This is a genomic window from Arthrobacter crystallopoietes, assembly GCF_017603825.1.
GTDB classification, from domain to species: Bacteria; Actinomycetota; Actinomycetes; order Actinomycetales; family Micrococcaceae; genus Crystallibacter; species Crystallibacter crystallopoietes_B.
In genome coordinates this window covers 3,384,826-3,399,351 of sequence record NZ_CP072014.1, presented here as the reverse complement: position 1 = coordinate 3,399,351, position 14,526 = coordinate 3,384,826, and the positions used below count along the sequence as shown (strand labels likewise).

11 protein-coding genes are annotated in these 14,526 nt (G+C 62.7%); 6 read left to right on the top strand and 5 right to left on the bottom strand.

Annotated features, from left to right (window positions below; translation table 11 throughout):
- Positions 1–20 precede the first annotated feature (20 nt).
- The 5 genes from J5251_RS15530 to pdxS all read left to right on the top strand — a co-directional run bounded on the left by J5251_RS15530 (position 21) and on the right by pdxS (position 7,816).
- Positions 21–3,506, top strand: coding sequence for a DNA polymerase III subunit alpha (locus J5251_RS15530; protein ID WP_208574535.1), 3,486 nt, complete (start codon positions 21–23; stop codon positions 3,504–3,506).
- A 73-nt stretch (positions 3,507–3,579) separates the two neighbouring features.
- Positions 3,580–5,598, top strand: coding sequence for a threonine--tRNA ligase (gene thrS, locus J5251_RS15525; RefSeq protein WP_208574531.1), 2,019 nt, complete (start codon positions 3,580–3,582; stop codon positions 5,596–5,598).
- Between the two features lie 41 nt (positions 5,599–5,639).
- Positions 5,640–6,173 (top strand): HIT family protein, encoded by a 534-nt coding sequence (locus J5251_RS15520; RefSeq protein ID WP_244250689.1) that lies wholly within the window; start codon positions 5,640–5,642, stop codon positions 6,171–6,173.
- An 8-nt stretch (positions 6,174–6,181) separates the two neighbouring features.
- On the top strand, positions 6,182–6,793 hold the full coding sequence (gene pgsA, locus J5251_RS15515; RefSeq protein WP_139003429.1) for a phosphatidylinositol phosphate synthase: 612 nt from the start codon (positions 6,182–6,184) through the stop codon (positions 6,791–6,793).
- 108 nt (positions 6,794–6,901) lie between these two features.
- Positions 6,902–7,816, top strand: a complete 915-nt coding sequence (pdxS, locus tag J5251_RS15510) for a pyridoxal 5'-phosphate synthase lyase subunit PdxS (RefSeq protein ID WP_208574527.1) — start codon at positions 6,902–6,904, stop codon at positions 7,814–7,816.
- Positions 7,817–7,906: 90 nt separating this feature from the next.
- Here the strand turns inward: pdxS and J5251_RS15505 are convergent, their stop codons facing one another.
- The 3 genes from J5251_RS15505 to J5251_RS15495 form a co-directional block, all read right to left on the bottom strand.
- Positions 7,907–8,890 carry an acyl-CoA thioesterase gene (locus J5251_RS15505; protein WP_208574526.1) on the bottom strand — a complete coding sequence of 328 codons (984 nt, stop codon included), beginning with the start codon at positions 8,888–8,890 and terminating at the stop codon, positions 7,907–7,909.
- Between the two features lie 58 nt (positions 8,891–8,948).
- On the bottom strand, positions 8,949–10,982 hold the full coding sequence (locus tag J5251_RS15500; protein ID WP_208574524.1) for a M3 family metallopeptidase: 2,034 nt from the start codon (positions 10,980–10,982) through the stop codon (positions 8,949–8,951).
- Between the two features lie 123 nt (positions 10,983–11,105).
- On the bottom strand, positions 11,106–11,387 hold the full coding sequence (locus J5251_RS15495; protein WP_208574522.1) for a hypothetical protein: 282 nt from the start codon (positions 11,385–11,387) through the stop codon (positions 11,106–11,108).
- A gap of 19 nt (positions 11,388–11,406) precedes the next feature.
- Here J5251_RS15495 and J5251_RS15490 point away from each other — a divergent pair, with 19 nt between their 5' ends.
- Entirely contained in the window at positions 11,407–12,423 is a 1,017-nt protein-coding gene (locus J5251_RS15490; protein WP_208574520.1) for a CapA family protein, read from the top strand.
- Between the two features lie 39 nt (positions 12,424–12,462).
- Here the strand turns inward: J5251_RS15490 and J5251_RS15485 are convergent, their stop codons facing one another.
- Together J5251_RS15485 and J5251_RS15480 are read right to left on the bottom strand one after the other, a co-directional pair.
- Entirely contained in the window at positions 12,463–13,185 is a 723-nt protein-coding gene (locus J5251_RS15485; RefSeq protein ID WP_208574518.1) for a type 1 glutamine amidotransferase, read from the bottom strand.
- Positions 13,186–14,460 (bottom strand): Mur ligase family protein, encoded by a 1,275-nt coding sequence (locus J5251_RS15480; RefSeq protein ID WP_208574516.1) that lies wholly within the window; start codon positions 14,458–14,460, stop codon positions 13,186–13,188. It abuts the gene before it with no gap.
- Positions 14,461–14,526 lie beyond the last annotated feature (66 nt).

Below are 14,526 nucleotides of genomic sequence, written 5' to 3'. Positions count from 1 at the left end.
TACCTGTTCATTGGATGATCATGAGCTTTACCCACTTGCATGTTTCATCGGCCTTCAGCGCCCACTACGGTGTGTCCTGGCCGGATGAACTGGTGGCAGCGGCGGTCGCCGACGGTGCTGATGCCTTGGCCTGCACAGACAGGGATGGACTGTATGGAACGGTCAAACATGTCAAAGCCTGTCTGGCTGCCGGGATCGATCCGATTGTGGGAGTGGACCTCGCCATCCGTGGTTCGCAAGGGCAAAGCACCGGCCGGGTGATTGTCCTGGCCCACGGCCATAACAACGGGAGGGGCTATCACGCCTTATGCCGGTTGATCTCGGATGCACATGAAGGTACAGCCTCCGGCCGCGGCGCCAAAGGCTGGGAGCCAGGTGCGGGCGTAGCACAGATGGCGCACCGCGCCGCAGGTTCCCCGGAGTCATCGGATGCAGGTTTCCCAGCGGTGCTCACGGTGCTGCTGGGCCCGTATTCTGATGTTGGACAGGCATTGCGGCACCGCCGTTATGCGGAGGCCCGCCGGCTGGCGGGTCGTTGGCGCAGCATCATGCCAGCCGGTTCCCTGGTGCTGGAAGTGGTCAACCACCTCAGTCCGCCCGGAGACAATCTCAGTACGGCCCATGCCGTAAGAATGTTGAAACTGGCCGCTGATTTGGAATTGCCAGCTGTGCTCACAAACGCGGCAAGATATCGCCAAGTGGATGACGCAGCTACCGCAGACGTATTGGACTCCGTCCGTGCTTTAACCGCGCTCGCAAAGCTGCCGGATCTGCAACCCAATGGTCAAGGCTGGCTCAAAAGCTCTGCCCAGATGCAGGTCTTGGCGCAGGAAATCGCGCAGGAGGCAGGTGCCGGTCGGGCCGGCGCCGGAGAACTGCTGGCGATGACGGAAACCGTTGCCGATCGCTGTCGGATGGACCCATACCAGGACATGGGCTACAAGAACCCGGTGGTACCGGAGGCATCGGTGATAGGGATCGGCCAGGACCCGGTAACAGAACTTATCCAACGGTGCGAAGCTGGGATTACTGCCAGGTTCCCCGGCATCAGCGGCAAAGCCGAACATGAGCTGCGGGACCGTCTGGCCCATGAACTGGGGATTATCACCAGATTAGGTTTCGCCTCGTATTTCCTGACCGTGGCCGAGGTGTCAAAGATAATCACCGATATGGGGGTCAGGGCATCGGCCAGGGGATCCGGTGCATCGAGCCTGGTTAACTATTTGCTCTACATCAGCCATGTAAACCCGCTGGCCCATGGGTTGATCTTTGAACGGTTCCTCTCCCGCGACCGTTCAACCCTGCCGGATATCGACATAGATGTGGAAAGCGCCGAACGCCATAACGTCTACCGGCAGATCTTCGCACGGTTCGGGGACCGACGGGTGACTTTAATGAGCATGCAGAACGGCTACCGCGCTCGCGGAGCCGTCCGTGATGCCGGTCTGGCTCTGGGGATGGAAGAGGAAGACATTTCCGGCATTGCCAAACAGCTTTGGCGTTTCTCCGCCCGGAAATTCCGGGAAGCGATGGAAGAGAAGCCCGAGCTTCGTGATTTTTCCGCGCAGGTGGAGCAGAACAAACAATTGGATTTGCTGGTGGATGTGACAGAGCGGTTGGACAGGCTGCCACGGCATATTTCCATGCATCCCTGTGGCGTGATTTTGGGGGATGAATCCCTGCTGGACCGGACGCCGGTCCAGCCCAGTGGCCTCGGCCTGCCCATGAGCCAGTTCGACAAACACGACATGGACCCGATGGGCATGCTCAAACTCGATGTGCTCGGGGTCCGGATGCAAAGTTCCATGGCCTATGCCGTGAACGAAGTTGTCCGTATCCATTCAGGAAAGGCCGCAGTTACCGCGGCCGGAAACCATTCGGTTGACGCTGGCGGAAATGGTCCCGGTTATATCGCCGATGACGGTCGGATCGATTTGGAAGCTGTTCCGCTCGATGATGAAAAAACCTTTGAACTGATCCGTAGCACCCATACCTTGGGGTGTTTCCAGATCGAGTCCCCGGGGCAACGGGAACTGATAGGCAAAATGGCCCCCCGCAATTTCAACGACCTGATCATAGATATCTCCCTCTTCCGGCCCGGTCCGATGAAATCGGACATGGTCCGCCCTTTCCTGGAGCAACGCCATGGATGGGCCCCGGAAAACTATCCTCATGCGGATCTGGAAACCGTGCTGAAGGAAACCCACGGCGTCACGGTTTTTCATGAGCAGGTATTGCGGACCTTCGATGTTTTCACCGGCTGCGGTCTGGCCCGGGCAGACGAGTTCCGCCGCTTGCTCGGCGACGAGGCGGCGGAGCCGACGGTGGAGGAATATTTCCGCCGTCAAGCCATGGACCGCGGATACTCGGTGGACACCATTGACAAGATCTGGAGCACGCTGAAAGCCTTTGGCAGTTTTGGGTTCTGCAAAGCCCACGGGGCGGCCTTTGCCGTCCCCACATACCAGTCGGCATGGCTGAAGGCGCACCATCCCGAAGCTTTCCTGGCCGGTCTTTGGGAACACGATCCGGGAATGTATCCCCGCAGGTTGCTGGTGGCAGAAGCCCGCAGGATGGGGATTCCCATCCTGCCGCTGGATATCAACCGCAGCGCTGACACGTACCGGGTTGAGCGCGTACCTGCTGCCAACGGTGAACCGGAAAAACTTGGAATCCGTTTGAGTCTTGCCGGTATTTACGGGTTATCCGCCGCAGAGCTGAAGCGCATTGTGGCCGGGCAGCCTTATGATTCCCTGGCTGATTTGCGTGCCCGGGCAAAAGTCAGCAGACCTACCTTGAAACGGCTGGCCAAACTGGGAGCCTTCGACGAACTCAACCACCTGGCCGGCCGCAAGGGGACCTCCACCCGCGCGGATCTCGTCCATCACCTGGATAAGCCTCCGGTCCGCCCGGTTCCGCGCCGCTACGAACCCATCAACGGCCAGCTTTCCTTTCCGCTGGGCGATCTGGAATTGAGCAACCTCAAAACCTGCCTGCCGGAACCGACGATGCTGGAAAAGGTCCGCACCGAACTGGATCTGCTGGCCGTGGACGTCAGCGCCCATCTGATGGACAGCTACACGCCGCTGCTGAAAGAACTGAAAGTAACCGCAGCCAAGGACCTGCTTTCCCTGCGGAACGGAACCGAGGTCCTGGTGGCAGGAATCCGGGTCGCCACCCAAACTCCACCGATGCGCGGAGGCCGCCGTGTGGTGTTCATCAGCGTGGATGACGGAACGGGCTGTGTGGACTGCACATTTTTCCATGAAGCGCAGGAAAAGGCCGGGCCCTTGCTGTTCGGCACCAGGCTGCTGTTAATCCAAGGACTGACGAGGAGGACCGGACCGCGCGGGATGAGTCTGCAAGCCACCAATGCATGGGATCTTTCCCGCCGGGAGACGCTGCCCCTCGTCCGTCCGGCGGAAACACCGGCGCCGGCCAACGAGCAACCACACCTGCAACTCCCGGACCGTGCCATGTTGGTCGGGCTCAATATCAGCGGATAACATCAAAGAGGCTCGCGGCACCCAAAGTATGGTGGCGCGGTACATGCCTAAATCGAAACATAAGGAGACCTTCGTGTCAGCGCCCCAAAACATGACTCTCATCGTCGACGGCGAAGAGAAACAAGTGAACACGGGCACTACCGGGGCGGAGTTATTCTTCGAGCGCCGCGACGTCGTCGTCATGCGCGTCGACGGCGTGCTCACGGACCTGGACCAGCCGCTGTCCGAAGACGCCAAGATCGAGTCTGTCACCATTGATTCGCCCGACGGACTGAACGTCCTGCGCCACTCCACCGCCCACGTGATGGCACAGGCCGTGCAGCAGCTCCGCCCCGACGCCAAGCTCGGCATCGGTCCGTACATCACCGACGGCTTTTACTTTGATTTCGACGTCGAGGAACCTTTCACTCCTGACGATCTGAAGACCCTTGAGAAGATGATGCTCAAGATCGTCAACCAGAACCAGAAGTTTGCCCGCCGGGTGGTCACTGAGGACGAAGCCCGGGCTGCCATGGCTGATGAGCCCTACAAGCTGATCCTGCTGGACAAGTCTGCCGAAGCAGATGAAGCCGGCGAGGGCGTGAACGTCGAGGTCGGTGCCGGCGAGATCACCATTTACGACAATGTGGACCGCAAGACTGGAGACACCATCTGGTGCGATCTCTGCCGTGGCCCGCACCTTCCCAACACCAAGCTCATCTCCAACGCCTTTGCGCTGACCCGCTCGGCAGCCGCCTACTGGCTTGGCAACGAGAAGAACAAGCAGTTGCAGCGCATCTACGGCACCGCCTGGCCCACCAAGGAAGCGCTGAAGGCCTACCAGGAGCGCCTCGCAGAGGCCGAGCGCCGGGACCACCGCAAGCTCGGCTCGGAGCTCGACCTGTTCTCCTTCCCCGATGAACTCGGTTCGGGGCTGCCTGTGTTCCATCCCAAGGGCGGCATTGTCCGCAAGGCAATGGAGGACTATTCGCGCCAGCGGCATACCGAAGCAGGCTATGACTTCGTCTACACCCCGCACATCACCAAGGGACACCTATACGAAGTGTCCGGCCACCTGGACTGGTACCGGGACGGCATGTTCCCGCCCATCCACGTGGACGAGACCCGCGACCCCGAAACCAATGAAGTGGTCAAGCCCGGCCAGGACTATTACCTGAAGCCGATGAACTGCCCGATGCACAACCTGATCTTCCGCTCCCGCGGACGTTCCTACCGCGAGCTGCCGCTGCGGATGTTCGAATTCGGTTCCGTCTACCGCTACGAGAAATCGGGCGTGGTGCATGGGCTGACCCGGGTCCGCGGCATGACCCAGGATGATGCCCACATCTACTGCACCCGCGAGCAGATGAAGGACGAACTGACCAGCACCCTGAACTTTGTGCTGGCGCTGCTCAAAGACTACGGGCTGGACGATTTCTATCTGGAACTCTCCACCAAGGACCCCGAGAAGTACGTCGGGGCAGACGAAGCCTGGGACGAAGCTACCCGTACGCTGGCCGAGGTCGCCGAAGCCTCCGGTCTGGAGCTGGTTCCGGATCCGGGCGGGGCCGCGTTCTACGGCCCGAAGATCTCTGTGCAGGCCCGCGACGCCATTGGCCGCACCTGGCAAATGTCTACCATCCAGCTGGACTTCAACCTGCCCGAGCGCTTCGAACTTGAGTACCAGGCCGCGGACGGTTCCCGCCAGCGCCCCGTCATGATCCACCGTGCCCTGTTCGGCTCCGTCGAACGCTTCATGGGCGTGCTTATCGAGCATTATGCCGGTGCCTTCCCGGCCTGGCTCGCACCGGTGCAGGTTGTCGGTATCCCCGTGGCGGAGGCATTCAACGACTACATGGGCGAGGTCATCGCCAAGCTCAAGGCAGCCGGCATTCGGGCCGAAGCAGATTTCGGTTCGGACCGGTTTCCGAAGAAGATCCGGACCGCCAGCAAGGACAAGATCCCGTTTGTCCTCATTGCCGGCGGTGAAGACGCCGAAGCCGGCGCGGTGTCGTTCCGCTTCCGCGACGGCAGCCAGGACAACGGCGTACCGGTCGACGACGCCGTGGCCAGGATCGTTGAAGCCGTCCGTAACCGGGACCACCAGCTATGACGGATTCGGCGGGTGCACCTCACCAGCAGTCAGAAGACCAGATGACCGACGAGTTCGAGCTGACCGGAGTCCCGGACGCCTTCCAGCGCCTCTGGACTCCGCACCGCATGGCCTACGTCAAAGGCGGGCAGGAGCAGTTCAAGGGCAAGGACGAGTGCCCCTTCTGCGTGGCGCCTGGGCGTTCCGATGAAGAGTCCTTGATCGTGTACCGGGGCAAGTTCAACTACGTTGTACTGAACCTTTTCCCGTACAACCCCGGCCACCTGCTGATCTGCCCGTACCGACACGTTCCGGACTACACCGACATCACCGTGGAAGAAACAGCTGAGTTTGCCGAGCTGACCCAGACCGCCATGCGCGTGCTGCGCAAAGTGGCTAACCCAACCGGTTTCAACCTTGGCATGAACCAAGGCGTTACCGGGGGAGCAGGCGTGGCCGCCCACCTGCATCAGCACGTCGTGCCGCGCTGGGGCGGGGACGGGAACTTCCTGCCGATCATCGCCCAGACGAAGGCCATCACGCAGACCCTGGACGAGGTCCGTCAACAGGTGGCGCAAGCCTGGCCGGCCGGGTAGCGGCACGGATGCTCAATAAGTATGCCCGTGGTTTCTTCGGGAAGCTGTTTTCACCTTTGGCGCGGCTGCTGATCAAACTCGGTGTTTCCCCTGATGTGGTGACCATCATCGGCACTCTAGGCGTTTCCATCGGTGCCTTGGTCTTCTACCCCATGGGCGAATTGTTCTGGGGCACGGTCTTCATCACCGCGTTCGTTTTCTCGGACATGGTGGACGGGCTGATGGCCCGGATGCTCAATCGCAGCAGCAACTGGGGGAGCTTCCTGGATTCGACCTTGGATCGTCTGGCTGACGCCGCGGTGTTCGCCGGGGTCACTATATGGTTCTTCACGGGCGGAGCCAGCGTTCCCATCGCCGTCGCGGCACTGATCTGCCTGGTTCTGGGCATGCTGGTTTCCTACGCGCGGGCGAAAGCCGAGTCCCTCGGCTGCAGGGCCGACGTCGGGATAGCAGAGCGTTCCGAGCGGCTCGTCGCGGTGCTGGTCTTCACCGGCTTCACCGGGCTCGGGCTGCCGCCGGTAGTGCTGCTTGTGGTGTTGGTCCTGCTGGCGGCCGCCAGCCTCGTCACCGTTATCCAGCGCATCCTGGCCGTCTACCGGCAAACGCAGGTCGAAGCATGAAGCGGCCCTGACTTGGGTCCTGCCGCATGCCGTCATAGGTGAGCTGAAACACGACGGCACGGCGTATCATGAAATGTACTCCTTCCCACCAACTCCTAGGGGCTTTTAGTGTCCAGCAGTAACGAAACTTCAACTCACGCACCGGTAACGGGCAGCAGCCGGGTTAAGCGCGGTATGGCTGAAATGTTGAAGGGCGGCGTCATCATGGACGTCGTAACCCCCGAGCAGGCCCGCATCGCCGAAGACGCCGGCGCGGTCGCCGTGATGGCTCTTGAGCGGGTTCCCGCCGATATCCGTGCCCAGGGCGGCGTGTCCCGCATGAGCGATCCGGACATGATCGACGGCATTATCGAGGCCGTTTCCATTCCGGTGATGGCCAAGGCGCGCATCGGCCACTTCGTCGAGGCCCAGGTTCTGCAGTCCCTCGGCGTGGACTACATTGACGAGTCCGAGGTCCTGACTCCGGCGGACTACACCAACCACATCGACAAGTGGAACTTCACGGTTCCGTTCGTCTGCGGAGCCACCAACCTTGGCGAGGCTCTCCGCCGCATCAACGAAGGTGCAGCCATGATCCGCTCCAAGGGTGAAGCGGGTACCGGCGATGTCTCCAACGCCACCACGCATATGCGCCAGATCCGCGCGCAGATCGCCAAGCTCGCCGCCCTGCCGGAAGACGAGCTGTACGTCGCGGCCAAGGAACTGCAGGCGCCGTACGAACTGGTCAAGGAAATCGCTTCGACCGGCAAGCTTCCGGTGGTGCTCTTCACCGCAGGTGGTATCGCCACTCCGTCGGATGCGGCCATGATGATGCAGCTCGGGGCCGACGGTGTGTTCGTCGGTTCCGGTATCTTCAAGTCCGGCAACCCGGCCGAGCGTGCCGCTGCCATCGTCAAGGCCACCACGTTCTATGACGACCCGGACATGATCGCCAAGGTCTCCCGCGGACTGGGCGAAGCCATGGTCGGCATCAACGTAGACGAAATTCCTGAGCCGCACCGCCTCGCCGAGCGCGGCTGGTAGGAAACCAGAAGAACTAACGACGCCGGAAGTCCGGAAACGCTGCATGCGGCGGTTCCGGACTTCTTGCGTTAACACCCCCGGTGCGCGAAGTCAGCCGGCGTTCCCGCTGCCCTGTAGGTGGCTGGGGAGCCGGTTGCCGGGGATCCGGCTCCGGATACGGATGATCTCTCGGACGTGCTGTTCCAGTTCGCGGTCCTCATCAGAAACCGGATTCCACGGCGGGATTGGTATGGCGGTGCCAGTCTCGTCGCGGGCCACCATGACCGTCAGGCAATGCGTGGTCAACTCAAGATCGCCGGTTTTCGGGTCGCCAGACCGGACGTGTACCGAGACATGCATGCCCTTGTTTCCGGTGTAGACCAAACGGGCCTCGACTTCGACCACATTGCCGATCAGCAACGGACGGTAGAACCGGACGCCGCCGGAGAAGACGGCGACAACGTCCTTGCCGCAGTATCGCGAAGCGCATACATATGCAGCCTCGTCGATCCACTTCATCACGGTGCCGCCGTGGACCTTCCCGCCCCAATTCACATCCGTTGGTGCGGCCAGGAAGCGCAGGACAGTGCGGGGTGTCGTCCCCGCCTCCGTGTAGACCTGCCTGGACATGGCCTTGACGATGTCGGCCCGGATGTCCACACGTTTAATGGCCAGTTGCTCCTGCTCTTTCTCAGCGTCAGTTACTGGAGTCCAGGCATCCACCGGGATGGGCTTGCCGTCCTTGCCCACGGCCACGAAGATCACCAGGCATTGGCTGCGCATGGTTGCACCTCCGCCCTTGGGATCGCCGGAGCTGACGATGGTCTGGATGTGCATGCTGCTGCGCCCGGTGTGGATGATCGTGGATTCAACCTCGACCATGTCCCCGACGCGGACAGGATCTGCAAAGTGGATGTTGCCCACATAGGCTGTCACGCAGTAGGACTTGCTCCAGCCCACGGCACAGGCATAAGCAGCCTTGTCGATCCACTCAAGGACGGTTCCGGCATCGACCGTCCCGCTGTAGCCGACATCCGTGGGAGCGGCGAGGAACCGAAGGGTGATGGAATTCTTCGCGGTGGCCGGCTCAGGCATTTGTCGTATCTCCTTGTTGGTCGTGAAATCAGCATCGCACTGTTCGTCGAAGGTTCCGCTAGTTGACGATGGCCCGCTCGTTGCCGTCGAGTCCCCGTCGAGTGAGCAGCGGACCGATTTCGGCGTCGCGGCCACGGAAATCACGGAAGGCCTGCAACGGATCCATGCCGTTGCCCCGGGAGAGCAATCCGGTGCGGAAACGATCTCCGTTCTCCCGGTTCAGTCCGCCGTTTTCGCGGAACCACATCACCGTGTCCGCATCCAGCACTTCGCTCCAGAGGTATGAGTAGTAGCCGGCCGCATAGCCACCCGCGAAGATGTGCTTGAAGTAGCCGCTGCGGTAGCGCGGGGGAATGAGGTCCAGATCGAGTCCGACGTCCTTAAGCGCGTCCTTCTCGAAGGAGAGCGGATCATCGATGCGCGTTCCTGCAGGCAGGCTGTGCCAGGCCAGATCCAGCAGGGTGGCCGCCAAATATTCGGTGGTGGCGAAGCCTTCGCCCCAGAGCCGCGCCGCTTCGATCTTGTCGACGGTCCGCAGCGGAAGGGCGGCACCTGTGACGTGATGCCGGGCATAGCTACCCACAACCTGCGTCCACAGCATCCACATTTCGTTCACCTGGGAAGGATATTCGACAAAGTCCCGGGGCACGTTGGTGCCCGAGAACCGCGGATACCTGACCTGGGAGAACAATCCGTGCAGCGCATGGCCGAATTCGTGGAAGAGCGTCACAACCTGGTCAAAAGTGAGCAAGGTTGGCTCGCCGGGGGCGGGTTTGGAGATGTTCAGGTTGTTAACAACTACTGCCTGCTGGCCGAGCAAACCGGACTGTTCGACAAAGGAGTCCATCCACGCACCCCCGTTTTTGGTCGGCCGCGCATAGTAATCACCCAGGAACAGACCAAGTCCCGTGCCGTCGTCGTTCTTGACTTCCCATACCTGGATATCCGGGTGATAGCCCTGCAGATCCGGACGTGGTTCGAAGCTCAGTCCGTACAGCTGTTCCGCCGCGTGGAAAACACCGCCATGGAGCGCACTCTCGAGTTCGAAGTAAGGACGGAGCTGCGCCAGATCGACGTCATAGTCACGGCGCCGCACCTGCTCGGAGTAGAAGGCCCAGTCCCAGGGTTCGACGTCGTGCCCAGCCGCTGCGGCTAGGACGCCGGCCTCGGCGCGCGCGTTGGCCACCGCCGCCGGCACCAGTTGCGCGAGCAGCTCACGCACTGCTTCAAGCGAAGGCGCCGTTTGGGAATCGAGGGCGTATTCGGCGTGGTTCGGGTAGCCAAGGAGCGCCGCGCGCTCGGCACGCAGTTCGGCCAATCGCGCCGCGAGGGGCACCGTCCGGTTTCCGTGGCCGCCGCGGCCCACAGAAGTCTGGAAGAGGCGACGCCGGATCTCCCGGTTCGTGAGCACTTCGAGGGCGGGCTGGGCGGTCGGCAGGACCAGCGTGAGCAGCCAGCCGGTGCTATATCCGGCTTCCCGGGCGGCCTGGGCTGCGGCGGTGACGTCCTCCTCAGCCAGCCCGTCCAAAAGAGAACGGTCCGCCACATGCAGGGCGGCAGCGTTTCCCGCAGCCAGGAGCTCCTGCGAATATTCCGTGGCCAGTTCCGACAAGCGCACGTTCATCTCGCGCAGCCGTTGCTGCCCGGCGGGCTCGAGACCGGCTCCGGCCCGGCGGAACTGCTTGCGCAGCTCGGACACCAGGCGCAGATCCTCGCCATTGAGGTCCTCGGCGCTCTCATCGACGGCCATGATGCGCCGGTACAGCCCTGGATGCAGGTAAACGTTGTCCTGGTGCGCGGCCAGCCGCGGGGACACGGCCTGTTCCAGCTGCCGGATCTGCTCCGTCGCGTCTGCGGAGGAGATGTTGCGCAGGACCGCCGCCACACGCTGGAGCGTCCCGCCGGATCGCTCCAAGGCAACCATGGTGTTGGCAAAGGACGCCGGTTCGGGGTTCGCGGCGATGTCCTCGATTTCGGCTAGCTGCTCGGTGAATCCGGCCTCGAACGCGGGCAGGTAATCCTCTGCGCGGATGTCGGCGAAGGCCGGCAGCTCGTAGGGGAGCGTACTGGGGGCGAGGAACGGGTTTGCCATGGCACTACTTTGTCATGCGCACCGGTTCTCCTGAGGTCATTTAGGAGCGCCGGAGACACGTCGTTGAAGGCCATGCCTCGCCGCGCCTTACACTGGCGGCATGCCAGAAAGCAGCGCAAGAGGTCACCGAACACGTCCGCAACGGGTGGACGTAGGCGGGGCCAGCAGGGTGCGGCCCCGGCTGGTGCTGCCCTTGGCCGCGGCAGTCCTGCTCGCCAGCTGCAGTGCCACAGGTACGGGGCCAATCAATGGAACGGCAGCTGGCACCGCACCTTCCACGGCCGCTGCTCCGTCTTCCTCCGCCGGCCCGGCACAGGAGGAGGGCAACGGCGGCAGCGACCTTTCGCCGTCGTCGTCCGCTGCCCCGTCCGCAACAGCCGGAGCCGGCCCGGAATGCTCTGCCATTCGCTGTACCTCGGTCGTCATGACCGGGGACTTGCTGCTGCACGAAGCCCTCTGGGAGCAGGCGGCGCAGGACGCGGAAGAGACAGGACAGGGACCACTGGATTTTGGTCCGATCCTGTCAGCGCAGGAACCTTACGTGGCCGCCAGCGATCTTACGCTCTGCCATGTGGAAACTCCGGTGGCCGAAGCGGGCGGCCCGTACGCAGCGTATCCGTCCTTCAACGCGCCCCCGCAAATTCTGGATGCCATCGCGAAGCTGGGCTACGACGCCTGCACCACGGCCAGCAACCACACTATCGACCGCGGCACTACGGGGCTGGAACGCACACTGGACGCACTGGATGAAGCGGGGCTCGCACATACCGGGTCCTACCGCACCCGCGGCGATGCCGAGGAGGTGCTGATCGTGGATACGCCTGCCGCCCGCGTCGCAGTCATCGAGGCAACGTACGCGCTCAACGGGCTCGTGCCGGACGAGCCGTGGCAGGTGGACATGCTGGATGCGGACGCCATGATTGCCAAGGCCAGGCAGGCCAGGGAGGAAGGCGCGGACATCGTCCTCGGCGCCGTCCACGCTGGGGATGAGTACACCAACTATGCGAACGCGCTGCAGCAGGACGTGACGCACGAGTTGGCGGACAGCGGCGAGTTCTCGCTGATCTACGGGCACCACAGCCACTCGGTGCAGCCCATCGAGAAGTACAAGGACACCTGGATCGTCTACGGGCTGGGCAATGCCATCGCGGCCCATGCCACGCCGAACATCCTCAACACCGAGGGGCTCATGGTGCGCGCCCAGTTCAGCCAGAACGACGACGGCGGCCCCTGGGACGTTTCCCGGCTCGACTGGCTGCCGGTTACCTTCGATGGCCCGGAGCACCGCTGGTGTCCGGTCGCAGCGGATGCACTGGAAGAGGGCCCGGCGTGCATTTCGCCGGCTGCCGATGCCGCAAGCCGGGAACGGACCAAAGACACTGTGGAGTCGATGGGCGCAGCGGAAGGCGGCGCGCAGGAGTGGCTGCTCAGCGGCAAGTAGCGCCGGGCAGCTGCCCTAACGGATAGCGGTGCGGCACGCTCAGCGCGGGCGCGCGGCGGCGTCTTCGCGGGCCTGTTCCTCGAAGGGGATCTCCAGCGGGGCATCATCGAAGCTGCCATGGCGGCGCAATGCGGCGTGGCGGACCAGGAAATCCGCCACCGCAGGATTCTTGGGCAGCAGCGAACCGTGCAGGTAGCTGGCTACCACGTTGCGGTAGCGTGCGCCCTCGGTGGAGTCCTGGCCGTTGTTGCCTTCCCCCTTGGTGACCGTGCCCAGCGACTGGGTCCCGCCCTTGAGGAACGTCTGGCCGCTGTGGTTTTCATAACCGATGACGGTGCCGAACTCTTCGCTCTCCAAGACGGTATTGCCGATCAACCGCTTGGGCCCGCCAATGGTGTCCACATCCAGCAGGCCGATGCCTTCGATGACCTCGCCGGTGTGGGTCTTGAAGAAGTTTCCAAACAGCTGGTACAGCCCGCAAATGGCGAGCATGGGCACGCCGTCGTCCGCGAGTTCCCGCAACCGTCCGCCGAGCTGGTGCAGATCCGCCTGGATCTTGTTCTGGCCGGAGTCCTGGCCGCCGCCGCCGACAATCAGGTCCACCTGGTCCGGAAAGGTGTCGCCCGGGTTGTATTCGTGAAGCCGGACGTCGTAGCCGCGCAGCTGCAGGCGCTTGCGCAGGACCAGGACATTTCCCCAGTCTCCGTAGATGTTCATGTCGCGCGGATACAGCTGGAGCAGGTCAATCACGGGGGCATCCATTTAGGAAACCACCTCCACTTCGGTCAGCTTCCCCAGCTCCCGGCGCAGCGCGAGCATGGCGGTGTAAGTGCAGTAAATACGTTTGGGCGCGTCCGGTTCCAGCGCGATGAACCGTTGCAGCGACGCCGAAAGGTCCGTGTCCACGTGCCGTACCGGGACGTCCTCGTAGAAGAGCCGCAGCGCCATGTCGTTGGCACGCACTCCGCTGACTTCCGCGACGCCGGCATCGGCGAGCGAGTCGAAATCCACGTCCCACAGCCAAGACATGTCCCGCCCGTCGGCGTAATTGTCATTGATCGCGATCATGGTGCTGAAGCCTGCAGGCGGAAACGAGCGCAGCGCCAGACGGAATCCCGCAGGATTCTTCACCAGCACCAGGTCCAGAGGTTTGCCATTGACGGTCAGGCTTTCGCCGCGGCCGAAAGCAGGAGTGACAGCTTCCAGCGATTCCAGCAGGGCATCTTCGTCCACGTCCGCGCCGACTACGGTCCGGGCCAGCGCCAAGGCGGCTGCGGCGTTATAGATGTTGTACACGCCGGTGAGTTTCAACTCGGCGTCGATATCGCGGTCGCCGACCGTGAAAGTCGCCGAGGCGCCTTCGCAGGCGGAAAGGACGACGTCGGCCGCGGGCCGCGCGGAGGCATCGCTGGTGCTGCCCGAGCGCATGTCATCATCACTGGGGAACATGGAACGCAGCTGCGGGGCCAACCCGAAATAGAGGACCCGGTCAGCCGTGACTGAATCGGCCAAGGCAGCAATGCGGGGGTCTTCCCGGTTGAGCACCACGGCCTCCGTGGTGGCCGCAGCGATCTGCCGCAGGAACCCGGCGGTCGTCTCGATCTCGCCGAATCTATCCAGCTGGTCGCGCATGACATTGAGCAACAGGCAGTAACGCGGAGCGACGAGTTTGACGAAGTGCACCGCATGGGCTTCATCGAGCTCCAACACCGCAACGTCCGCCTCAAGCTTGCCGCCGATGGTCGTTTCGCCCAGTACGGCTGCCACCACACCGCGGGTGAAATTGCTGCCGGTCCGGTTGGTGAAAACCTTGAGTCCCTGGCCCTGCAGCAGTTCCACCACCATCTTGGTGGTGGTGGTCTTGCCGTTGGTACCGCTGATGACGATGACGCCCTGGGGCAGATTGCCCAGAGTTCGCGGCAGGAAGTTCGGATCGATCTTCTCCGCGACCAGGCCGGGGAGGGCGGAACCACCTCCGCGCAGTTTCGCCACCGTCTTAACGGCCTTTCCGGCAAGGGTCGCAAGGAGGTGTCGCATGAGTAGAAACTATACAAGAGGCCCATGACCGTTCGGGGACGATTGTGCGCCGGCCCATTTAACGCT